This is a genomic window from Glutamicibacter sp. BS14, assembly GCF_056934375.1.
Map to the genome: position 1 here is coordinate 2,467,501 of NZ_CM167801.1, position 21,586 is coordinate 2,489,086.

At 58.7% G+C, this 21,586-nt stretch carries 19 protein-coding genes; 15 read left to right on the plus strand and 4 right to left on the minus strand.

The annotated features are described in order from the left end of the window. Positions 1 to 221 precede the first annotated feature (221 nt). The 8 genes from AC1Z36_RS11695 to AC1Z36_RS11730 all read left to right on the plus strand — a co-directional run bounded on the left by AC1Z36_RS11695 (position 222) and on the right by AC1Z36_RS11730 (position 8,508). Positions 222 to 1,250 carry a PhoH family protein gene (locus tag AC1Z36_RS11695; protein ID WP_483561268.1) on the plus strand — a complete coding sequence of 343 codons (1,029 nt, stop codon included), beginning with the start codon at positions 222 to 224 and terminating at the stop codon, positions 1,248 to 1,250. Then, positions 1,247 to 1,720 carry an rRNA maturation RNase YbeY gene (gene ybeY, locus AC1Z36_RS11700; protein ID WP_105658335.1) on the plus strand — a complete coding sequence of 158 codons (474 nt, stop codon included), beginning with the start codon at positions 1,247 to 1,249 and terminating at the stop codon, positions 1,718 to 1,720. Before AC1Z36_RS11695 ends, ybeY begins: the two co-directional genes overlap by 4 nt. 4 nt (positions 1,721 to 1,724) lie before the next feature. Further along, a complete protein-coding gene (locus tag AC1Z36_RS11705; RefSeq protein ID WP_483561269.1) occupies positions 1,725 to 3,011 on the plus strand; it encodes a hemolysin family protein in 1,287 nt (428 codons plus the stop codon). Next, positions 3,004 to 3,966: a GTPase Era gene (gene era, locus AC1Z36_RS11710; RefSeq protein WP_105658337.1), complete on the plus strand. Its 963-nt coding sequence runs from the start codon at positions 3,004 to 3,006 to the stop codon at positions 3,964 to 3,966. The genes AC1Z36_RS11705 and era overlap by 8 nt, the downstream gene beginning before the upstream one ends. A 477-nt stretch (positions 3,967 to 4,443) precedes the next feature. Continuing rightward, entirely contained in the window at positions 4,444 to 6,183 is a 1,740-nt protein-coding gene (leuA, locus tag AC1Z36_RS11715; protein ID WP_105658338.1) for a 2-isopropylmalate synthase, read from the plus strand. 423 nt (positions 6,184 to 6,606) lie between these two features. Continuing rightward, positions 6,607 to 6,906, plus strand: a complete 300-nt coding sequence (locus AC1Z36_RS11720) for a DapH/DapD/GlmU-related protein (RefSeq protein ID WP_483561964.1) — start codon at positions 6,607 to 6,609, stop codon at positions 6,904 to 6,906. Positions 6,907 to 6,955: 49 nt separating this feature from the next. Continuing rightward, a complete protein-coding gene (recO, locus tag AC1Z36_RS11725; protein ID WP_105661281.1) occupies positions 6,956 to 7,705 on the plus strand; it encodes a DNA repair protein RecO in 750 nt (249 codons plus the stop codon). Beyond that, positions 7,702 to 8,508 carry an isoprenyl transferase gene (locus AC1Z36_RS11730; RefSeq protein WP_133833358.1) on the plus strand — a complete coding sequence of 269 codons (807 nt, stop codon included), beginning with the start codon at positions 7,702 to 7,704 and terminating at the stop codon, positions 8,506 to 8,508. Before recO ends, AC1Z36_RS11730 begins: the two co-directional genes overlap by 4 nt. Here AC1Z36_RS11730 and AC1Z36_RS11735 read toward each other — a convergent pair. Further along, the gene (locus AC1Z36_RS11735; RefSeq protein ID WP_181148993.1) at positions 8,505 to 9,551 is read right to left on the minus strand and encodes an alpha/beta hydrolase; all 1,047 of its coding nucleotides are present in this window, start codon (positions 9,549 to 9,551) and stop codon (positions 8,505 to 8,507) included. The two genes, AC1Z36_RS11730 and AC1Z36_RS11735, sit on opposite strands and share 4 nt — an antisense overlap. Before the next feature lie 60 nt (positions 9,552 to 9,611). Here AC1Z36_RS11735 and AC1Z36_RS11740 point away from each other — a divergent pair, with 60 nt between their 5' ends. Next, the gene (locus tag AC1Z36_RS11740; RefSeq protein WP_483561270.1) at positions 9,612 to 10,676 is read left to right on the plus strand and encodes a quinone-dependent dihydroorotate dehydrogenase; all 1,065 of its coding nucleotides are present in this window, start codon (positions 9,612 to 9,614) and stop codon (positions 10,674 to 10,676) included. Between the two features lie 403 nt (positions 10,677 to 11,079). Here the strand turns inward: AC1Z36_RS11740 and AC1Z36_RS11745 are convergent, their stop codons facing one another. Then, the gene (locus tag AC1Z36_RS11745) at positions 11,080 to 11,673 is read right to left on the minus strand and encodes a DUF3043 domain-containing protein (RefSeq protein ID WP_105658342.1); all 594 of its coding nucleotides are present in this window, start codon (positions 11,671 to 11,673) and stop codon (positions 11,080 to 11,082) included. Between the two features lie 69 nt (positions 11,674 to 11,742). Between AC1Z36_RS11745 and AC1Z36_RS11750 the strand changes: the two genes are divergently transcribed. The 6 genes from AC1Z36_RS11750 (at position 11,743) to AC1Z36_RS11775 (ending at position 17,778) form a co-directional block, all read left to right on the plus strand. Continuing rightward, positions 11,743 to 13,152, plus strand: a complete 1,410-nt coding sequence (locus AC1Z36_RS11750; protein ID WP_105661277.1) for a dipeptidase — start codon at positions 11,743 to 11,745, stop codon at positions 13,150 to 13,152. A gap of 134 nt (positions 13,153 to 13,286) precedes the next feature. Then, a complete protein-coding gene (locus tag AC1Z36_RS11755; protein ID WP_105658344.1) occupies positions 13,287 to 13,661 on the plus strand; it encodes a HesB/IscA family protein in 375 nt (124 codons plus the stop codon). A gap of 214 nt (positions 13,662 to 13,875) precedes the next feature. Continuing rightward, positions 13,876 to 14,757 (plus strand): aa3-type cytochrome oxidase subunit II, encoded by an 882-nt coding sequence (ctaC, locus tag AC1Z36_RS11760; RefSeq protein ID WP_105658345.1) that lies wholly within the window; start codon positions 13,876 to 13,878, stop codon positions 14,755 to 14,757. Between the two features lie 2 nt (positions 14,758 to 14,759). Continuing rightward, positions 14,760 to 16,478 (plus strand): aa3-type cytochrome oxidase subunit I, encoded by a 1,719-nt coding sequence (ctaD, locus tag AC1Z36_RS11765; RefSeq protein ID WP_483561271.1) that lies wholly within the window; start codon positions 14,760 to 14,762, stop codon positions 16,476 to 16,478. A 2-nt stretch (positions 16,479 to 16,480) separates the two neighbouring features. Then, complete coding sequence (locus tag AC1Z36_RS11770; protein ID WP_105658347.1) at positions 16,481 to 16,882, plus strand: cytochrome c oxidase subunit 4; 402 nt, start codon at positions 16,481 to 16,483, stop codon at positions 16,880 to 16,882. Positions 16,883 to 16,995: 113 nt separating this feature from the next. Continuing rightward, positions 16,996 to 17,778, plus strand: a complete 783-nt coding sequence (locus AC1Z36_RS11775) for a GntR family transcriptional regulator (protein ID WP_105658348.1) — start codon at positions 16,996 to 16,998, stop codon at positions 17,776 to 17,778. Between the two features lie 1,058 nt (positions 17,779 to 18,836). Here AC1Z36_RS11775 and qcrB read toward each other — a convergent pair. Both qcrB and qcrA read right to left on the minus strand, forming a co-directional pair. Then, positions 18,837 to 20,507, minus strand: coding sequence for a cytochrome bc1 complex cytochrome b subunit (qcrB, locus tag AC1Z36_RS11780; RefSeq protein WP_483561272.1), 1,671 nt, complete (start codon positions 20,505 to 20,507; stop codon positions 18,837 to 18,839). Between the two features lie 2 nt (positions 20,508 to 20,509). Continuing rightward, entirely contained in the window at positions 20,510 to 21,559 is a 1,050-nt protein-coding gene (qcrA, locus tag AC1Z36_RS11785; protein ID WP_105658351.1) for a cytochrome bc1 complex Rieske iron-sulfur subunit, read from the minus strand. Positions 21,560 to 21,586 lie beyond the last annotated feature (27 nt).

Here is a 21,586-nt window from a genome sequence, read left to right on the forward strand (position 1 = left end):
TCAGAAGCGGCTAACTGCAGAAAAATGGCCCAACTTACTAATCCGTAACCAAATCTATATGTTCGCCACTTGCCCCGATTAGCATCATTCAAGACTACTTTCAGGTTCTACTGCTTACGCTGAGACCTGAATTTTCTCCGGATTGGCCTGCGACTCGATAGAATGGCAAGCAGGACAAATCACGATTACCACCAAGCTCGCAAAGGGGCGCCGCGCACTGCATGCAGGTTGAACAGAATAAGGCGACAGCGGAGAACGGATCCGCATCGCTCACCATCAGTTTCGATACAGCTGAGCTCATGATTGCCACCCTCGGTCCCAATGACGAGCTCTTGCGTATTCTCTCCGGCGCCTACCCGCAGGTGAGCTTCCGCCCCAACGGCCAATCCCTGGCTCTGGTAGGTGAACCGCAGCAAGTCCGCAAGGCCCAGCGCGTCACCGAAGAAGCCCGTTCGCTGGCCACTCGCGGCTCGCGCATGAGCGCCGAAACGATCGAGCAGATCATCAAGATGCTCAGCGCCGGCAATCCGGATGCACCCACCGACGTCCTGGGCCTGAAGATCCTCTCGGGGCGCGGACGTTCCATCCGCCCCAAGACCGTGAACCAGAAGAGCTATGTCGACGCCATAGAGGATTCGACAATTACTTTCGGCATTGGCCCAGCCGGTACCGGCAAGACCTTCCTGGCCATGGCCATGGCCGTCGCCGCCTTGCAGGACAAGCAGGTCAACCGCATCATCCTGACCCGGCCTGCCGTTGAGGCAGGGGAGAAGCTGGGCTTCCTGCCGGGCTCGTTGACCGAGAAGATCGACCCGTACCTGCGCCCGCTCTACGATGCCTTGCACGACATGATCAATCCGGAAACCATTCCGCAATTGCTCGAAGCCGGAACCATTGAGGTCGCTCCGCTGGCCTATATGCGTGGACGCACCCTCAATGACGCCTTCGTGATCCTGGATGAAGCGCAGAACACCACCAGTGAACAGATGAAGATGTTCCTGACCCGCCTGGGATTCGGTTCCAAGATGGTAGTGACGGGGGATGTCACCCAGGTGGATCTGCCCAACAATGCGACCTCCGGGTTGCGCCTGGCCAGCGATGTCCTTGACGGCATCGACGACATCAGCATCTGCCGACTCGACTCTTCGGATGTGGTTCGCCACCGTCTGATTGCCGACATCGTTACTGCTTACGACCGTTGGGATGACACCCGACGCAAAGACCACAACCGGGGACGCCGCAGCAAATGAGCATTGAAGTAAATAACGAAACCGAATACGACGTCGATCTCAAGGATGTCAACGCCTTGGCAGAATCGGTGATGCGGGCAATGTTCCTGCATCCGGAAACCGAAGTATCGATCGTTTTCATCGACGAGGATGCCATGAGCGCCCTGCACGTCGAGTGGATGGACCTCGAAGGCCCCACCGATGTGATGAGCTTCCCGATGGATGAGCTGCGCCCAGGAACTGCCGGTGCGCCGGGGGAGAGCGGCATCCTTGGCGACATCGTCATCTGCCCTGCCGTCGCCGAAGCGCAGGCCAAGGCCGGGGGCCACAGCACCCACGATGAAATCCTGTTGCTGACCACCCACGGCCTGCTGCACCTCATGGGTTTCGACCACATGGAGCCAGCAGAAAAGGAAGAGATGTTTGCGCTGCAGCGCCAGCTGCTAGAGAGCTACACCGGCCGCCCCGCGCCAAAGGAAACGGTGGAATAACCCCGTGGAAATAATTTTGCTGATTCTCGCCCTTGTTTTCATGGCCTTCTCGGCCGTGCTGACTGCCGCAGACTCAGCCTTCTACGCATTATCCCGGCACGCTGCTGAACGCCTGCGCGCCGAGTCCAATTCCAAATCGCTGTCCGCAATTCTGGATGAAACAGAAACCCACGCCCAGGCAGTGAAGTTCTGGCGGATCTGGTTCGAGACCGCTTCCGCTGTCGCTGTAGCCCTGCTCGTTTCGCAGTGGATCGAGAATGTGTGGCTGATCGGCATGATCTCCACTATTGCGATGGCCGCCTTGGGATTCGTCCTGGTCAGCGTGTCGCCACGTCGCTACGGGCGTTCCAACGCCCAGAACGTCGTGCAGTCCACCGCCACCCTGGTCCGCTTCCTGCGCCTGGTGCTCGGACCCATCACCACGTGGTTGGCATCCATCGCCAAGGCGCTGAGCCCCGGCGGCGTGGATGGCGACGGCTACCTGGGCAAGGAACGACTGCGTGATCTGGTGGATCGCGCCTCCGAAGGCGAGGACCTGGATGAGGAATCGGCCGAACTGATTTCCTCGGTGATCGACTTGGAGGAGACCAGCGTTCGTTCGGTGATGGTGCCGCGCACCGACATGATGGTGCTGGATGCGGATCATTCCTTCCACAGCGCCATGGACCTGTTCATCGCCTCGGGCTTCTCCCGCATCCCGCTGATCGGCGAGGACACCGATGATATCCAGGGCATCATCTACCTCAAGGACCTGATCCGCGAGATCCACGGTCTGCAGCAGGCCCGGACCCTGGCCGAATTGGCGCGAAAGGTCCGCTTTGTTCCCGAATCGAAGTCGGCAGCAGAGCTGATGCAGGAACTGCAGCAGGAATCCATCCACCTGGCCATCGTCATCGACGAGTACGGCGGCACCGCGGGCCTGGTGACCCTGGAAGACCTGCTCGAGGAAATCGTTGGCGAAATCGATGACGAGTATGATCGTTCGAGGGCCGAATTGATCCAGAACCCTGACGGGTCGATTTTCGCCGTGGCGGCGGCATCCATTGACGATATTGCCGACCACTTCGACATGCACATCGAGGAAGAGGACGTCGACACCGTCGGCGGCCTGCTCTCCAAGGCCTTGGAATCGGTGCCGGTACTCGGTTCCACCGCTGAAGTGCACGGCCTGCGCCTGACCGTGGTAGCCCTCGCGGGCCGCCGCAACCGTATCGGCAAAATCCATGTAGAGCGTCTGGAAACAGATGCATCCGACCATATTGAGAACGACGAGGATTCCTCACATGAGTGAAAACCACAACCTGCTTGCATCCAGCGGATGGCCTGAGGGCTTCCGCTCCGGCTTCACCTCTTTCGTAGGCCGCCCGAATGCCGGCAAGTCCACCCTGACCAATGCGCTGGTGGGCCAGAAGGTGGCCATCACCTCGGCCAAGCCGCAGACTACCCGCCACACCATCCGCGGTATCGTGCACCGCGAGGATGCGCAGTTGATCCTGGTCGATACCCCGGGCCTGCACCGTCCGCGCACCTTGCTCGGCCAGCGCCTGAATGACCTGGTCGCCGACACCCTCTCCGAGGTGGACGCGATCGGCTTCTGCATCCCGGCCAATGAGAAGATCGGCCCGGGCGACCGCTACATCGCCACGCAGCTGGCTCAGCTGCAGCGCAAGCCGATCATCGCCCTGGTCACCAAGGCTGACCTGGTGGACCGCGAACAGCTCGCGCAGCAGCTGGTTGCGGTGGCCGAGATGGGTACCCAGAACTTCGGCGAGAACGGCTTCGCCGCAATCGTTCCGGTCTCGGCTGTCAAGGAATTCCAGGTCGAAGAGGTGGCCAACGTGCTGGCAGAGCACCTGCCAGTGGGCCCGCCGCTGTACCCGGACGGCGAGCTGACCGACGAGCCGGAAGCCAAGATGGTTTCCGAGCTGATTCGCGAAGCCGCCCTTGAAGGCGTGCGCGACGAACTGCCGCACTCGCTGGCCGTCGTCGTCGAAGAGATGGTTCCCCGCGAAGGACGCAGCGAAAGCAATCCGCTGATCGACATCCACGTCTCGCTCTTCGTTGAGCGCTCCAGCCAGAAGGCCATCATCATTGGCCGTGGCGGTTCGCGCCTGCGCGAGGTCGGCACCAACGCCCGCCAGGGCATCGAGAAGCTGCTGGGCACCAAGGTCTACCTGGACCTGCATGTGAAGGTTGCCAAGGATTGGCAGCGCGACCCGAAGCAGCTTGGACGTCTCGGCTTCTAGGCTGCGCACCTCAGCGCTGGAAAATGCGCTGTTCGTCCCTCAAGACCAGACCGGTTTTGGGGGACGAGCTGGTTAACCGGCTGCTTGGCCCGCACTCTGGATCTCCCGGGCCAGCCTTTCCGCGGGAGAAGCACCGGTACGCAGCCCATGGATTCCAGCGCCGATGCTGATCGTCTCCATCCATGGACCTCCCTGGTGCTTAGCTCCATGAGCCCCATTGTTCGCCTGCTTGGGCATCCTGTCCGCCGCCTTGCGCAAGGCGGACGTCCACTATGTGACACGCAAGTGACATAAGTTTCACTTGCCTCCAAAGCGCGGTGCTATGCTCATTTCGTGCATTTCGAGCTTCTACTACTACTTAGCCGCTGCGAGGATCCAAAGGACCGCTAGTGGTCTACAGGCCGACCCCTCGTCGCGGAGTAGCTCTTGTCTGGCCCCACAAACTAAGCACTAATTTTGTCTAGGGGACCCACAGAAATGCAGAACATGCAGAAATCTTCGAACATGCCAATCCACAAGTATGTTCCATTCCAGGATCAGATCGAGGTCAATCTGCCCGATCGCACCTGGCCCGACAAGTACATCACCAAGGCCCCGCGCTGGTGCGCGGTCGACCTGCGAGATGGCAACCAGGCGCTGATCGATCCGATGAGCCCGGAGCGCAAGCACAAGATGTTCGACCTGCTGGTCGAAATGGGCTTCAAGGAAATCGAGGTCGGCTTCCCGTCGGCTTCGCAGACCGACTTCGACTTTGTCCGCCAGCTGATCGAGCGCGGCATTCCCGATGACGTGACCATCCAGGTGCTCACCCAGTCCCGCGAGCACCTGATCGAGCGCACCTACGAAGCGCTGGAAGGCGCCAAGCAGGCCATCGTCCACCTGTACAACTCCACCTCGATCCTGCAGCGCGAAGTCGTCTTCCGCCAGGACGAAGACGGCATCGTGGACATCGCCGTCCAGGGCGCCCGGTTGTGCAAGAAGTACGAAGAGCAGCTGACCGGCACCAAGATCACCTACGAGTACTCGCCAGAGTCCTACACCGGGACCGAGCTGGCCTTCGCCAAGCGCATTTCCGAGGCCGTAGCCGAGGTCCTGGAAGCGACCCCGGAAAACAAGATGATCCTGAACCTGCCGGCCACGGTGGAAATGGCTACCCCGAACGTGTACGCCGACTCCATCGAGTGGATGCACCGCAACCTGGCCAACCGCGACTCGATCATCCTCTCGCTGCACCCGCACAACGACCGCGGCACCGGAGTGGCCGCGGCAGAACTGGGCTACCTGGCCGGCGCCGACCGCATCGAAGGCTGCCTGTTCGGCAACGGCGAACGCACCGGCAACGTCGACCTGGTGACCTTGGGCATGAACATGTTCGGCCAGGGCATCGACCCGCAGATCGATTTCTCGGACATGGACCACATCCGCCGCACCGTCGAGTACTGCAACCAGCTGCCAGTGGCTGAACGCAGCCCGTACGGCGGAGATCTGGTCTTCACCGCCTTCTCCGGTTCGCACCAGGACGCGATCAAGAAGGGCCTGGAAGCGATGGAAGCCAAGGCTTCGGCTGAAGGCAAGGACATCAACGACCTGGTCTGGGCTGTTCCGTACCTGCCGATCGACCCGAAGGACATCGGCCGTTCCTACGAGGCCGTGATCCGCGTGAACTCGCAGTCCGGCAAGGGCGGGGTTGCTTACCTGCTGAAGAACGACTACAACTTGGACCTGCCGCGCCGCGCGCAGATCGAGTTCTCCGGCGTCATCCAGCGCAAGACCGATACCGAGGGCGGCGAGATCTCCTCGCAGCGCATCTGGGACGTTTTCCAGGATGAGTACCTGCCGGTCAGCGAAGATTCGGGCATGAACCCCTGGGGCTACTACCAGATTGCTTCGGCGACCGCGGCTTCGGCGGAGGACGGAAGCTTCCGCCTGGATACCAAGCTGATCATCGACGGCGTGGCCCATGAGCGCAGCGCCCAGGGCAACGGTCCGGTCTCCGCGCTGGTCAAGCTGCTCAACGATGATGGCGTGGATCTGCGCGTGCTGGACTACTCCGAGCACGCCATGAGCGAAGGCGGCAACGCCCGCGCAGCCGCATTCGTCGAATGCGCCGTGGGCGATCGCATCCTGTGGGGCATTGGCCTGGACACCAATACCAACATTGCAGCACTGAAAGCCGTAGTTTCGGCCGTCAACCGCGCGATCCGCGACAGCAAGTAGGTCTGCGGCACCACCTTGTTGCCAGCTCAACGCCACGGCCAGCCTCACCACGCTGGCCGTGGCGTTTTGCCTTCCATATACTGCCAGGGCGGCTGGCAAGCAAGCGCCGACGAGGAAAGGGAAGAGCTTTGCCCCGTTTCATGGATGAAATCCGCGCGGTCATTGCGGGCGATCCGGCAGCACAAGGACTATTGGCCACGGCAACTACTTCAACGGGCTTGCACGCGATCTGGATGCATCGGGTTACTCACCAGCTGTGGCAGCGCAAGACAACCAGGGGTCTGTCGAAAATCATCAGGCTCATTGCCCGATCATTGACGCAAATCGACATCCATCCCTCTGCTGTTATTGGCAGTCCCGTTCTCATCGATCACGGCACTGGTGTCGTTATCGGGCCTAATACGGTAATTGGATCCAGAAACATTGATTTACCAGGGGGCCACTATCGCGGCAGCCGGGTCTGCCGGTCCAGCTACAACCGTCATCGGCAGCGACTGCATGATTGGATCCGGTGCCACGGTATTGCGTGGCGTGCAAGTAGGTAGCCGGTGCAATATAGGAGCGAATGCCGTGGTCGCTACTGACCTGCCTGATAACTGCGTCGCTGTCGGTGTTCCCGCTCAATTCAAGTCGAGAGACACCTTGAACCCCTTTTCCTCGGGCCCGGTAGATGCCGGGTTGCTCCTGCAGCTACCGCGCCCAGGGACGAATCGACACCCATAGGAATCGTTGGATTCAGAACTTTGGGAGTTGAAGTGGGAGAATATTGTCCGTGTCCAGATCAGGTTTCGCTTCCAAGAGCTACCACACCCGTGGTTTGGTTTTGCGTACCCACAAGCTGGGAGAAGCCGATCGCATCATCACCCTGCTGACACCCAATGGGATTGTCCGTGCGGTGGCTAAGGGCGTACGCCGGACGTCGTCGCGGATGGGCGCCACGCTGGAACCGTTCATGGAAGTCGACGCGCTTCTGGTGATGGGCCGCAATCTCGATATCGTCTCGCAGGCACAGCTTCGAAATCCATACGGCCAATTGCTGGTCATGGATTACCCGAGCTACACGGTGGCCAACGCCATGTCGGAGATCGCTGAAAAACTGCTGGAAACAGAAAGCGATTCGGCCCTCCAGCAATATCAGCTCTTCCACGGTGCGATCGCCCTGTTATCCAAGCAGCGAGTCGATTCCGGAGCCGTGCTGGACTCCTACATCTTGCGGGCCCTCTCGGTTGCTGGTTGGGCGCCGTCCTTTACCGACTGCGTGCGCTGCGGCAAGCCTGGCCCGCATCAAGCGCTCCACGTCCAGCTTGGCGGCGTCGTCTGCCCCGAATGCCGTCCCTCTGGATCGTTATCGCCGCATCCCGTCACCATTGAATATCTGCAGGCGCTGCTGGAAGGGGACTGGTCCACCGTGGCAGAAGCAGGACCTCGAGCGCGCAAGCAAGCTGCAGATATCGTGGCCAACTACTTGCAGTGGCACCTTGAGCGTGCCGTGAATTCCCTACGTCTTGTGGAGAGAAATTGAAGAAGCTTCCTAAGATCACCGGCCGCCGAGGCCCAGTTGCTCCTTATGCGCATCCGGATCATCCGCAGATGCCCGCCATTCCGCAGGAACTCATCCCTGAACACGTAGCTATCGTCATGGATGGCAATGGACGTTGGGCGAACCAGCGGGGATTGCCTCGTACCGAGGGGCACCGTGCAGGCGAAGCAGCTTTGCTTGATGTGGTGGCCGGAGCCGTGGAGCTGGGCGTCAAGTACGTCTCTGTCTACGCGTTCTCAACCGAGAACTGGAAGCGCAGCCCTGAGGAAGTGCGCTTCCTGATGGGCTTCTCACGTGATGTTCTGCGCCGCCAACGCGATACGTTGAACTCATGGGGCGTCCGCATACGCTGGTCGGGTCGAGAACCCAAGCTCTGGAAATCGGTTATCAATGAACTCAAGGAAGCCGAAGAACTCACCAAAGACAACTTGGGTTGCCAGCTGACCATGTGCGTGAACTACGGCGGGCGCGCAGAACTAGGCGACGCTGTCAGCGCGATTGCCCAGGATGTTGCAGCCGGCAGGCTTCGCGCTAGCTCGGTTGGCGAAAAGACTATCGCCAAATACCTGCATGCTCCGGAACTGCCTGATGTGGATCTTTTCCTCCGAACCAGTGGCGAGCAACGCACAAGCAACTTCCTGCTGTGGCAGTCGGCATACGCAGAGATGGTCTTCCTCGACCAGCTTTGGCCGGATGTCGACCGGCGAACGCTCTTTACCGCCGTAGAAGAATATGCCAAACGCGATCGCCGTTACGGCGGAGCTATCGACAAGCCACAGGCCTAGGACGTTTTCAGCGCTGTTCCCACCAATCGCAACCAGAGGCTTAGGTCTCGATATGCTGCGGATCTGGCGGGCTCAGCGGAGGTGAACACATCGTGCATTGCGCCCGGAATTTCGGACAAAGTAACGAAACTGCCTAGTTTCAACGCCCGCAGGCGCGTTTGCTGAACGTCGAGTACCGAATCGCAGTGCTGCATGTCAGGGGAGTAGCTCGTGCCGATATGGGTGCGATCCGAGGTGAGGACGAAGATCGGCTGTTGAAGTTTCAGCCCCTTCGCAACTAGGGCATGGCCATCGAATATCGTTTTCAGCCATCCCGCGGTGTTCGGAAAAGCGATCCGTGGTCGCCATAGCCGATGAACGTCCCACTGGCCATGGCTATCAGTACTTAGCGATTGCCAGTAATGATCGAATTCTGGTCCGTTGAGCTTCCTGCGCGGATTCGTGCGAGTGATCGCTTCCATTAGGCCGTGAAAAGGAATGCGCAGGAAGGCCGTTCCCTGAAACTCAAGCCATGGAGCATTCAGGACCAGAGCTTTAATGCCCGGCGCTTGGCGCGCAAGCCACAAGCTGAGGATCAAGCCGCCCGTCGAGTGCCCTTGGGCAACCACCGGTAATTGAGGATGCTCATTACGCAGCAGTTCCAAGCTCGCATTGAGCTCCTCATCGAAGTCCGCCAAGTCATCGACATAACCAGGCAAAGCATGTTCGGCTCTCAGACTGCGTCCATGCCTGCGTAGATCAAGTGCGTAGAAGTGGTATCCATGGTGATGCCAGAAAGCTGCCAGTTCGCGGTTGTAAAAATAATCGCTCCAGCCATGCACGCTCAGAACAATTCCCTGGGCTCGTCGTCCGAGCCGATTCCTGAATCCAGCCGGGCAATAGCGGACCAAGGTCGCGACGGCCGGTCCTTCCGCATCGACGCCGAAATCCAAGGTTTGGTGCTCAAAATCAGGCCCGAGGGGATCTTCGACCCATTGCCCCGGCCTAGTTGAAGACATAAAGTCTGGCCAACTGCTGCTTTCTGGAACAACGAAGTGCTTCATATCTTGAATACTACCCATCTCAAGTTGTCTGTTTCGGGTTCTTCACGGGAAAATGGTTCCATGCGCATATACCCACTGGTCTTCAAGCACGTGTTCACCAAGATGGATCCTGAACAGGCTCACCATTTTGCATTCAACGCGATCAAGATTGCGCAACGCGCAGGGCTCACTAAGGCAGCTCGCAAGTTCTTCGCTCCGGCACCCAAGCTGAAGCGCACCGTTATGGGCATCGACTTCCCATCCCCATTCGGATTGGCTGCTGGCTTCGACAAGGGCGCCACCGGAATCCTGGCGTTGAGCGATATCGGTTTCGGCCATGTTGAAATCGGAACCGTCACCGGACAGGCCCAGTCCGGCAACCCGCAACCGCGGCTCTTCCGCTTGGTTGAGGACCGCGCGGTAGTCAACCGGATGGGCTTCAACAACGAAGGCGCCGAAACTGTCGCTGCCCGTGTCGCCAGTTCTCGCCAAGAGCTCAAGACTGGTTACGCTGGAACCCGCCCGGTCATCGGCGTGAATATCGGCAAGACCAAGGTTGTAGAGCTGGAAGACGCGGTAGGGGATTACCTGGCGTCCACCTGCCAGCTGGCGATCCACGCAGATTACCTGGTCGTCAATGTTTCGAGCCCCAACACCCCGGGTCTGCGCCTGCTCCAGAGCGTTGACTCTCTTCGTCCGCTGCTTTCGGAAGTCGGCCAGTTGGCTGACAAGGTTGCCGGCCGCCATATTCCCTTGCTGGTCAAGATTGCTCCCGATCTTAGCGATGAGGATGTCGCTGACGTTGCACGCTTGGCCATGGAACTTGAACTCGACGGCATTATTGCCACCAATACGACCATCGGTCGCGAGAACTTGACCAGCGATGCGTCCAAGGTTGAAGAGATTGGCGCCGGCGGGCTATCTGGCGCTCCGCTCAAGCAGCGATCGCTTGAAGTTCTTCGCCAGTTGCGTGCACTTGTTCCGGCCGAGATGGCTCTGATCGCCGTCGGCGGCGTGGAAAATGCCGCGGATGTGAAGGAACGCCTGGACGCAGGCGCGGACCTGGTACAGGGTTACACCGCATTCCTCTACGAGGGTCCGTTCTGGGCACGTTCGATCAATAAGGACCTGGAGCACATGCTCTAGTTCTTTGGAGTGGAATTTCCCAAATGCTCCGGAATGGCTCCGATTCTCGAAGAATCGGAGCCATTCCGCGTTAACCGGGCCCATCTTCTGCGTACGTCCTGCCTGCAACAGCTTTGAACGCAACTTGGATCAGGAGACTAGGCAAGGGCAGCCGCGCTAGGGGAGAAGGTGGCAATAACGGTTGCCGACCGGGATGAATCCTTGTATCGGAGCCAACAAGGCCGCATGCTGCGAGCACGGACAGGATTGGCAGAAATGCGTCGCGGCAACGATATTCCTATCGCAGAATTTGCATCACCTTGTAGTTGGCTCCACAAATTTTGAACATTGTTATTCAACCAAGCAATTAACTAGAAAGGGGCAAGCTCAGCGAGCTTGCCCCTTTGCGGTCTAGCGGTATCGACTAGTCGATATTTGCGCCGCGCTTGACCTGTGGCTTTGGCAGGCGCAATTTGCGGAACTGCATTCCACGCATTGCCGCGTACATGCGTACGCCCTTTTCCATGTGGCCGAACTTGGCGACCAGGCGCTTCTTCAAGAGGATGGTCGTCACAATTGCTTCGATGATGATCAGTGCGATAACAACCCAGAGGGCTGCCTGCACAAACATCTGGATCTGCAGGTTGCGCTGGAACACCAGCGAGACAACCAAGAAGGCCAGGATGATGAACATCATGAACTCGCCGAACATCCAGCGAGAGTCAATGAAGTTACGGGTGTAGCGCTTCTGCTCACCCTTGTCGCGTGGCATCAGGTAGCGTTCATCGCCAGTTTCGTTGGCTAAGCGCAAACGATTCTGCGCTTCAACACGCTGTTGACGCTGGGCTTCCTTAGCGGCCTTGCGATCGGTAGGAACCAACGGGCGCTGACGGTTCGCCTGCTGCGCATTGCGCTTGGGCGTTGGACCAGTCTTGCGGCCGTCGGTTGTTTCCGGGGCCTGCTGGGCAGACTCCACATTTACGGGGGATTGAGGTTCATCCTTCTTACGTCCAAACACCCCTCTATTCTAGCCGGAAATAGTTAGCGGCGTGACATTCGATACGCGAGGAATTGCTAGGCTGAAGGCATGACCGAAAATACTACCTTCGACGCTGTTGCAAGCGGCGTCGATATTGCCGCGCTAAAAAGCCACATCGACACGAACTTCGAGAAGATCCTCGAAGAGCTCACTTCCCTGGTCGCGATCCCGAGCATCGCATGGGAATCCTTCGACCCGCAGAACCTGGAAAAATCGGCTGCGGCAGTGGCCGAATTGGCCAAGTCGGCCGGGATGGAGACCGTGGAAATCCTGCGCGAGCCTGCGCAGAACGGCGCTATGGGCGCGCCTGCCGTGGTAGCCCAGCGCAAGGCGGCACCCGGAAAGCCAACCGTGCTCCTGTACGCACACCACGACGTCCAGCCTCCTGGCAACGAGGCGGACTGGAACACCCCGGTATTCGAAGCCACGAAAGTAGGGGACCGGCTGTTCGGCCGCGGTGCCGCTGACGACAAGGCCGGCATCATGGTCCACATCGCGGCGATGCGCGCCGTGCTGGACCTCATTGGCGATTTCGGCGTCGGCGTAACCTACTTCTTCGAGGGGGAGGAAGAAGCAGGATCCCCATCATTCCGCAACTTCCTCGAAGCCCATCAGGACAAGTTGGCAGCAGATGTGATCGTAGTTGCCGACTCGTCCAACTGGTCGGTTGGAACCCCAGCACTGACCAGCTCGCTGCGCGGCATGTGCGCAGCGGAGATCACCGTTCGCTCGTTGAACCATGCAGTTCACTCGGGCATGTTTGGCGGACCAGTTCTCGATGGCCCGATTCTCGCCGCCAAGTTGATCTCCAGCTTCCACAACGAAGACGGTTCTGTTGCCGTTGCCGGCCTGGTTGCCAACGACATCGCTGAAGTCGACTTCGACGAAGCCGAATTCCGCAGGGACTCCGGCGTTCTGGAATCCTTCCAGCTTGCCGGCACCGGCAAGATCACCGACCGCTTGTGGAATAAACCAGCACTGAGCGTGATTGGAATGGATATCCCGAGTGTCGACCACTCGTCGAATACCTTGCTGCCGGCAACGCGTTTCAAGGTATCGATGCGCCTGGCCCCAGGGCAGAATCCTGCAGATGCGCTCAAGGCCCTTGAGGCACACGTCAAAAGCGTTGACCTTCGCGGTGCCGAGGTTGAATTTGTCGTCACCGAAGCAGGCAACGCCTACAAGGCGAACCTGGACGCTTCGGCAAATGACACTGCGCGCTGGGCGCTTGAACAAGCTTGGGGCGTTGTACCAGTGAATATGGGCCTGGGTGGATCAATTCCATTCATCGCAGATTTGCTGGAAGTTTTCCCGAAGGCGCAGATCCTGGTGACCGGTGTCGAGGATCCCGATTCGCGTGCGCACTCGGCCAACGAGTCGCTGCATCTAGGCGACTTCCAGCACGCAATTGAGGCTGAAGCCCTCATGCTGGCGAGGATCAACGCCAAGGGACTATGAACCGTGTCATACGGAGAGACGCAGGGGAAGAATTCTTCAGCGTAGCGACGTAGGATAGAAGCAAGAACAGAGGTGCCGGTTCCAGTAACAAATCTGGAGCTTGGTGCCGCATCGAGCAGTATGGGAGGAAAATCATGACTGCATCTGTTGACCAGACCAAGGGCGATCCAACTGAGGTGCCAACCCATGAGGTAGAGATTTCCGACGTGGCGGCGGACAAGGTTCGCTCGCTTCTGGAACAGGAAGGCCGGGATGATCTTCGTCTCCGCATCGCCGTGCAGCCAGGTGGCTGCTCGGGCCTTATCTACCAGCTTTACTTCGATGAGCGCATGCTCGACGGCGACGCGGTACGCAACTTCGATGGCGTTGAGGTCATCGTTGACAAGATGAGCGTCCCGTACCTCGCTGGCGCGTCCATTGATTTCGAGGACACCATCTCGAAGCAGGGCTTCACCATCGACAACCCGGCCGCATCGGGTTCCTGCGCCTGTGGAGATTCCTTCCACTAGGCCGTAGGGAACAAACGCCGCTGTTCAAACGTTGAAGAAATTTCTCGTTAGCACAGCGGCGTTTTTCGGCATTCTGACCCCAAAGAGGGTAAGCTCTACATTAAGTAGTAAAACTATGTTTCCCTTCGTGAGCCACCTCACCGTGCAACTCGTTTAAACCACGAGGTGACTTATGAAGACCACATTCTGCACCAACAAAGAGGAAGGGCCGTCTGTGAGTTCGCAAGACCGAACCGGCAGTCGCGGGTCCGCTAAAGCCAAAGTACTGGCTTTAGTCGGCACTGGCGCATTGCTGTTGACGGGATGTACAGCGGAGGCAAAACGCGGTTGGCTCCCAAACGTGGAGCGCGACACCACCAACCACACCGGGGCAATCCAGGATTTCTGGGTTAACTCGTGGATCGCTGTTATTGTCGTCGGCGTATTGACCTGGGGATTGATGCTCTGGTGCGTCATCGCCTACCGCCGCCGCAAGAACGATACGGGTTACCCGCGTCAGCTGAGCTACAACCTGCCATTGGAGATCTTCTACACGGCCATTCCTTTGGTCCTTGTTCTAGTCTTCTTTAGCTTCAACAACACCCTGGAAAAGCAGATCAACGCCCCTGTTGATTCTGAGGTCGTAGTCGACGTCCGAGCCAAGCAATGGTCGTGGGACTTCAACTACAGCTACCAGGGCACCGAGAAGTATTACGCCGGCGAACAGGCTCACCTGAACACCGATGGCTCGGAAGGCGTTCGCGAAGAACTGCCAACCTTGTACCTGCCAGCGGGCAAGTCGGTAACCCTTGAGCTGAATAGCCGCGATGTCATCCACTCCTTCTGGGTACCAGCCTTCTTGCAGAAGCTGGACATGATCCCAGGCAAGACCAACTACATCTACCTGACTCCACAGGTTGAAGGCAGCTACGACGGAAAGTGCGCCGAGCTTTGCGGCGAGTACCACTCCGAGATGCTCTTCAACGTCGAGGTTGTCAATGAGTCCGAGTTCAAGGCTCAGCTGGCAAAGATGGAAGATGGACACATTGGTGAAGAGTACGACCGTAAGCCAGATGTTGTTAACGGCGTCGTAGTAGAGCACGGGGAAGGAGAGTAATCATGACAACGTTTGAATATGCAACTGACGACGTGAAGTCGATTGCTCCAGCCGTAGTGCCGAAGTCCAAGGGTCGTCTGTTCGTCGACTACATTACTTCGACCGACCACAAGAAGATCGGGTACATGTACCTGATCAGCTCGTTCATCCTGTTCTGTGTCGGTGGCGTTATGGCGCTGCTGATTCGTGCAGAGCTGTTCGAACCAGGCATGCAGATCCTGCAGACCAAGGAACAGTACAACCAGCTGTTCACCATGCACGGCACTGTCATGCTCTTGATGTTCGCAACCCCGCTGTTCGCAGGTTTCGCCAACGTCATGATGCCCCTGCAGATCGGTTCCCCGGATGTGGCCTTCCCACGTCTGAATGCATTGGCTTTCTGGTTCTTCTCGCTGGGCTCGCTGATCGCTCTGTCCGGCTACCTCACCCCCCAGGGTGCAGCTAGCTTCGGTTGGTTCGCTTACGCTCCGCTGTCGAACACCACCTTCTCGCCAGGAATCGGCGGAGACCTCTGGGTCTTCGGCCTTGCACTGTCGGGCTTCGGTACCATCCTTGGCGCCGTCAACTTCATCACCACGATCATCTGCCTGCGTGCACCTGGCATGACCATGTGGCGCATGTCGATCTTCTCGTGGAACACCTTGATCACCTCGTTGCTGGTCCTGATGGCTTTCCCGCCACTGGCAGCTGCGCTGTTCGCACTGGGTGCAGACCGCCGCTTCGGTGCCCACATCTTCGACCCAGAGAATGGCGGTGCCGTACTATGGCAGCACCTGTTCTGGTTCTTCGGGCACCCTGAGGTCTACATCATTGCTTTGCCGTTCTTCGGCATCGTCTCCGAGATCTTCCCAGTGTTCTCCCGCAAGCCGATCTTCGGCTACAAGGGCCTGGTCTTCGCGACCATCTCGATTGCTGCACTGTCGGTTTCCGTGTGGGCACACCACATGTACGTCACTGGCTCGGTAATGCTGCCGTTCTTCGGCTTCATGACCATGCTGATCGCAGTTCCAACCGGTGTGAAGTTCTTCAACTGGATCGGAACCCTGTGGCGCGGCTCGATCACCTTCGAAACCCCAATGCTCTGGAGCATGGGCTTCATGATCACCTTCCTGTTCGGCGGTCTGACCGGTATTATCCTGTCGGCTCCGTCGCTGGACTTCCACGTATCGGATACCTACTTCGTTGTGGCTCACTTCCACTACGTAGTCTTCGGTACCGTTGTGTTCGCGATGTTCGCTGGCTTCTACTTCTGGTGGCCGAAGTGGACCGGCAAGATGCTCAACGAGCGTCTTGGCAAGATTCACTTCTGGTTGCTGTTCATCGGCTTCCACGGCACCTTCCTGATCCAGCACTGGCTGGGCGTTATGGGCATGCCACGTCGCTACGCCGACTACATGCCTGAAGATGGCTTCACCACCATGAACCAGGTTTCGACCGTCTTCGCATTCATTCTGGGTGCGTCGATGATTCCATTCTTCTGGAACGTGTGGGTAACCCACCGAAACGCCAAGAAGGTCGAAGTAGATGATCCATGGGGCTTCGGCGCATCGCTGGAATGGGCAACTTCTTGCCCTCCACCACGCCACAACTTCCACTCGATCCCTCGCATCCGTTCCGAGCGTCCGGCACTGGATCTGCACCACCCGGAACTGAGTGGACGGGTAACCCCCGAAACTCCGGTTGCGAAGATCTTCGGCTCGGCTGACCAGAAGGACGTGTAACGATGAAAGTTGAATCCTGGATTTTCCTGGGTGGCGTCTTCTTCTTCACCCCAGTAGCGATTGTCTACGGTTACATGACCAACTGGAGCGAATGGGTCGGATTCCTGGCATTGCTGATGCTGGTCGCATTGTCCGCGATGGTAGGTGGCTACTTGCTATTCACCGCTAAGCGCGTTGGCAACAGGCCCGAGGACCGCGTGGATGGCGAAATCCACGAGAACGCCGGCGATATCGGAATGTTCTCCCCATGGAGCTGGTGGCCACTGGTCCTGGCTTCGGCTGCAGCGATTGGCTTCCTTGGCCTCGCTGTGGGCTGGTGGGTCTTCTTCATCGGCGCCGGTTTGGCCGTCGTTGGCGTGACCGGCTGGGTTTACGAATACAGCCGTGGCGATCACGCTCACTAGGCAGTAACCCTAACGGGACGACAAGCAATTTTGCTTGTCGTCCCGTTAGTCTTTTAATAGGGGTTCCTCGATGGCGATAGGCCGTCAGGATATTTGGATCAAGGAGAAGCAGCATGCGCCACGCACCGCAGCCACATGTCCAGGCGCACCTTGATCCGGCCAGCCGGCAAAGCAAATACCGGCAAATCCGAGAGATTCTCAAGACCCATGCGCGCGAGGCCTGCAAACCCGGCTACAAGCTTCCGCCCGAACGCGTGCTGGCAGAGCACTTCGGCGTGGCCCGCAAGACCATCCGCCAAGCCATCGATGCCTTGGTGGATGAACAAGTGCTCAAACGCGTAGTGGGAATCGGCACGTTCGTCGTGCCCGAAAAATTGGACCTTCGTGTCCGCCTGCATTCCTACTCCGAAGATATGATGCGCCGCGGCATGGTTCCCGATGCCCATGTACTCGAATTCGCGGAGATCAAAGCCAGCGCCACCTTGGCTTCGCAGCTGATGGTGGAGGAGGGTACTGCCGTAGTCCAGTTCAAGCGCCTGCTGCTGGCCGATGGCACCCCCATGAGCCTGGACGAGAACTATATGCCTGCCGATCTCGTGCCTGGCTTTGTGGATGGCGAGCCGCCGTCAAAGCTCTATCAGGCATTGCACGAGCGCTATGGCATCTTGCTCGAATGGGGTGAGGACCAGGTGGAAAGCACTGCGGCGAGCAAGCGGCAAGCCGTGCTCCTGGGCGTAGAACCAGGCTTCCCGCTCCTGCAGATCACCCGGTATGCCTACATCGGCGATCGGCTAGCCGACTACTCGGTTTCGCTCTACCGCTCAGACCGCTACAAGCTCTTCGTGCCGTTGCAGCGAGTGGGCACACGCACGCCTCGCTACACCGATACTTTCTAGGCCTGGCCTGGCCAGGCGGCCGGCTGCTTCGATTTCAACGGGCAAGTACCAGGCAAACCCGTCAACCATGCCCAAGGATGCCATATCTGCCGTTCAAAATGGTTCCGGGCATCAACTACTGAATAAGCACTCCCGCAGCCTGGTCCGCCGGTTTGGAGCTATAGCAGGAGCAAGCAGGTTTCCCGCACACGGAAGAAGATCGCGGCGCAAGCTCAAAGCCGCTTCAAGGCAGCAGGACATGGAATGTCGACGGAAGTTGAAAAGTGGACACTCCAACCGCCCTGTCCAGTGGGAAACCAGCCACACTGGTGCGATAGGCCGTAGCGAAGATCCAATATATCCCTAGATCACACAGTCTTGTTTGCAGCGTGATTCTGCCATCCGGTCGATGCGTCCAGAGTTATTCCGTCATCCAATTCAAACGATTCTGAAGCAGGACTGGAGGTCATGGTGCCTGCCGGGCATTCTTTCTGGCAGGGGAGCAGCCTTTGGAAGAGCGCTCTGGATATCGGCTCGGCCATGCCGAGCGCCAAAACGGGAGTCTGAACTGCTGCATTCGAAGTCTTGGCGAACGTGATTGCGGAACTGAGCTCGTCCCCAGTCTGGAGGGCCTTCGCTGGAAAGACGAATGCACTGAGCAGCTCTCCGCTCCGGTTCGGCCCGGGACGACACCGGGCAGCTGCGCCAGTCGCAACTGGCATTGGCGTGCAGCATTCGATTCCAGCCGATCCAGAATGGCTGCACTGCAGGCCGGCAGTAGCACTCAGCCCCGAACGGCATTTCTGACTGAAGTGCCAAACAGGATGGCCAATTCTTCTCCGCACTGGGGAGCGCAGCTCGATACGCGGCTAGGGGAGCAGGAACGGACTTTCCACCCTGAGCACCCGGCAGTGCCAGATGGCGTTCTAAGCTACTGGAATTTCGATGGGCGTCCACCATGCGTCTTCGGAGCGCTCACCGGCGCTAGGCTCACTGGGACCCCTGGGAAAGCCGGGTTAACGAAAGGAGGGACACACCGCAAGGTGTGTCCCTCCTTTTGTGACTAACTCAGGTCGCTATTACTTGGCGATCGAGTCCTGCGTGTCACCCTCAACCTCATGGTGGCCGTGGGCTGCACGAGCAGCTTCCAGCTCCGATGGGGTTACCGGGGCGACGCGATCTTCGAAGAAGAACTTCGAGATTGCTGCACGACGCTTCTCCGAACCGGAGACGTGTCCTGCTGCGTCAGGCTGAGCCGGGATGTACTGGCGATCAACGTAGTTGGTCAGCAGGTAACGCTTGTAGACGTCAACTTCCTCGTGCTTCTCCGAGAAGCCGCCCTCAGGCGACATCTGGATGATGCCAGCTTCGCGGCCGTGCAGGACGATCTCGCGATCCTTGCGCTGCAGCGACAGGCAGATACGGCGAGTCAACCAGAAGGCGAAGATTGGGCCCAGGAAGAACAGCGTACGCAGCCAGTAGGTGACATCGTTCAGCGACACGTGGAAGTGGGTCGCGATCAAGTCCGAGGAAGCAGCAGCCCACATGACGCAGTAGAAGACTACGCCGGCAGCGCCCACTGCGGTTCGGAATGGAGCGTTGCGTGGACGGTCGAGCAGGTGGTGCTCGCGGTTGTCCTTGGTGATCCAGCGTTCGATCCACGGCCATGCGAACATCACTGCGAACAGTGCGCCTGCAGGAACCAGTGCTGGCAGCAGTACCGACATCACCAGGGTGTTATCGCCCCATGGGAATGGAATGATCCATTCGAAGCTGAAGTTGCCCAGGTAACCTGGCATCAAGCGCAGCGCGCCATCGACGAAACCGATGTACCAGTCCGGCTGGGTACCAGCCGAAACAGGAGATGGGTCATATGGACCGTAGTTCCATACCGGGTTGATCTGGAACAGGCCAGCAATGAATGCCACGATGCCGAAGACGATGAAGAAGAATCCACCGGCCTTGGCTGCGTATACCGGACCAACAGGGAAGCCAACAACGTTGTCGTTGGTGCGGCCTGGGCCAGGGTACTGGGTGTGCTTGTGGGTCACGACCATGAACAGGTGCACAACGATCAGCAAGATGATGACCGCAGGAACAATCATGATGTGCAACGAGTACAGTCGCGGAATCACGGTATCGCCAGGGAACTCGCCGCCGAAGAAGAACATCGACAGGTAGGTGCCGACGATCGGCAGTGCCTTCATGACGCCATCGATAATGCGCAGGCCGTTACCGGACAGCAGATCATCTGGCAGGGAGTAGCCGGTGAAGCCGGCAGCAAGACCCATGATCAGCAGCACGCCGCCGACAACCCAGTTCAGTTCACGTGGGCGACGGAATGCGCCGGTGAAGAATACGCGCAGCATGTGCACGGACAGGGAAGCGACGAACAGCAGTGCCGACCAGTGGTGTACCTGTCGCATGAACAGGCCGCCGCGCACGTCGAAGGAGATATCCATGGTCGAGGCCATAGCCGTCGACATGCCGATACCCTTCATCGGTACGTACGAGCCGTCGTAGACGACGTGAGCCATGGACGGATCGAAGAAGAAGGTCAGGAAGGTGCCCGAGAGCAGCAGCAGTACGAAGGTGTACATTGCCACTTCGCCGAACATGAACGACCAGTGGTCCGGGAAGATCTTGCGACCGAATTCCTTGACCATGCCCGAAGCGCCGACGCGGGAATCCACGAAGTTGGCGATGCGACCGGTAGCGGTCGATGCCTGGTATTCGTTAGTCGTCGTCATGATTAACCACGCTCCCAGTAGGACGGGCCAACTGGTTCGTGGAAGTCACTCTGAGCTACCAGGTAGCCCTCGGAGTCCACGGTAATTGGCAGCTGTGGCAGTGCGTGGCCAGCTGGGCCGAAGATGACCTTGCATTCCTGCGTCAGGTCGAAGGTCGACTGGTGGCAAGGGCACAGCAAGTGGTGGGTGTGCTGCTCGTACAGAGCAATCGGGCAACCCACGTGGGTGCAAATCTTGGAGTATGCGACGATGCCGTCGACGTTCCAGGTTTCGCGTCCCTCGGAGATCTGCATTTCTGCTGGATCCATGCGCATCAGCAGAACGACGGCCTTGGCCTTTTCGTTCAGCGGGTGCTCGGTCTCGTTGAGGCCTTCTGGGATCACGTGGAATGCGGAACCGATCTGCACATCCGAAGCCTTGATCGGGGTACCAGATGGGTCGCGGGTCAGACGGATGCCCTTGTCCCACATGGTGTGGCGCAGGGAATCGATCATCTCGTTCGCGGTGTTACCGGTGCGATCCAGGTCGCGGAACATGAAGATTGCTGGGATTGGCGCCAAGGCGATGGCACCGATCAGGGTATTGCGGATCAGCGGACGACGCTTGATGCCGGACTCTTCGAGCACGGTATCGATGATTTCGACGGCATCCTGGCGATCTTCTTCCGAGCGGATCTCGTGGCGCATTTCCATGAGCTCGTGATCCGGCATCAGGGTCTTGGCCCAGTGAACAATACCCACACCGATACCGAGCATCGCGAAAGCGGTGCCCAGTCCCAGTGCAGCGTTCTGCACACGCAGTTCAGCGAAGGTCATCTCGCCCAGGTGGCCCAGGACGAAGTAGGCCACGAAGAAGAAGAGCGTGCCGATGATGGAGATGGTAAATAGGAGCGCTACTTGACGCTCATGTCGCTTGGCTGCGCGCGGATCGCGGTCTGCGAGACGCGGACGATGGGGTGGTAAGCCCGGATCTGGGAATCGATCCTGAGCTACATCGTCAGCCTTAGCAACGGTGCCCGAGTTTTCGGGACTGCCGTGACTATGGTCGCCCATGTTTCTCTCTCATCCTTCTGTTAGGAA

Bases quoted from the DNA above. Each gene is read 5' to 3' on its own strand.
- leuA (WP_105658338.1), top strand. From the start codon at position 4,444: ATGCAGAACATGCAGAAATCTTCGAACATGCCAATCCACAAGTATGTT.
- AC1Z36_RS11740 (WP_483561270.1), top strand. From the start codon at position 9,612: ATGCGCATATACCCACTGGTCTTCAAGCACGTGTTCACCAAGATGGAT.
- era (WP_105658337.1), top strand. From the start codon at position 3,004: ATGAGTGAAAACCACAACCTGCTTGCATCCAGCGGATGGCCTGAGGGC.
- qcrA (WP_105658351.1), bottom strand. From the start codon at position 21,559: ATGGGCGACCATAGTCACGGCAGTCCCGAAAACTCGGGCACCGTTGCT.
- AC1Z36_RS11695 (WP_483561268.1), top strand. From the start codon at position 222: ATGCAGGTTGAACAGAATAAGGCGACAGCGGAGAACGGATCCGCATCG.
- AC1Z36_RS11775 (WP_105658348.1), top strand. From the start codon at position 16,996: ATGCGCCACGCACCGCAGCCACATGTCCAGGCGCACCTTGATCCGGCC.
- ybeY (WP_105658335.1), top strand. From the start codon at position 1,247: ATGAGCATTGAAGTAAATAACGAAACCGAATACGACGTCGATCTCAAG.
- AC1Z36_RS11755 (WP_105658344.1), top strand. From the start codon at position 13,287: ATGACTGCATCTGTTGACCAGACCAAGGGCGATCCAACTGAGGTGCCA.
- ctaD (WP_483561271.1), top strand. From the start codon at position 14,760: ATGACAACGTTTGAATATGCAACTGACGACGTGAAGTCGATTGCTCCA.
- AC1Z36_RS11750 (WP_105661277.1), top strand. From the start codon at position 11,743: ATGACCGAAAATACTACCTTCGACGCTGTTGCAAGCGGCGTCGATATT.
- AC1Z36_RS11735 (WP_181148993.1), bottom strand. From the start codon at position 9,551: ATGAAGCACTTCGTTGTTCCAGAAAGCAGCAGTTGGCCAGACTTTATG.
- qcrB (WP_483561272.1), bottom strand. From the start codon at position 20,507: ATGACGACGACTAACGAATACCAGGCATCGACCGCTACCGGTCGCATC.
- AC1Z36_RS11770 (WP_105658347.1), top strand. From the start codon at position 16,481: ATGAAAGTTGAATCCTGGATTTTCCTGGGTGGCGTCTTCTTCTTCACC.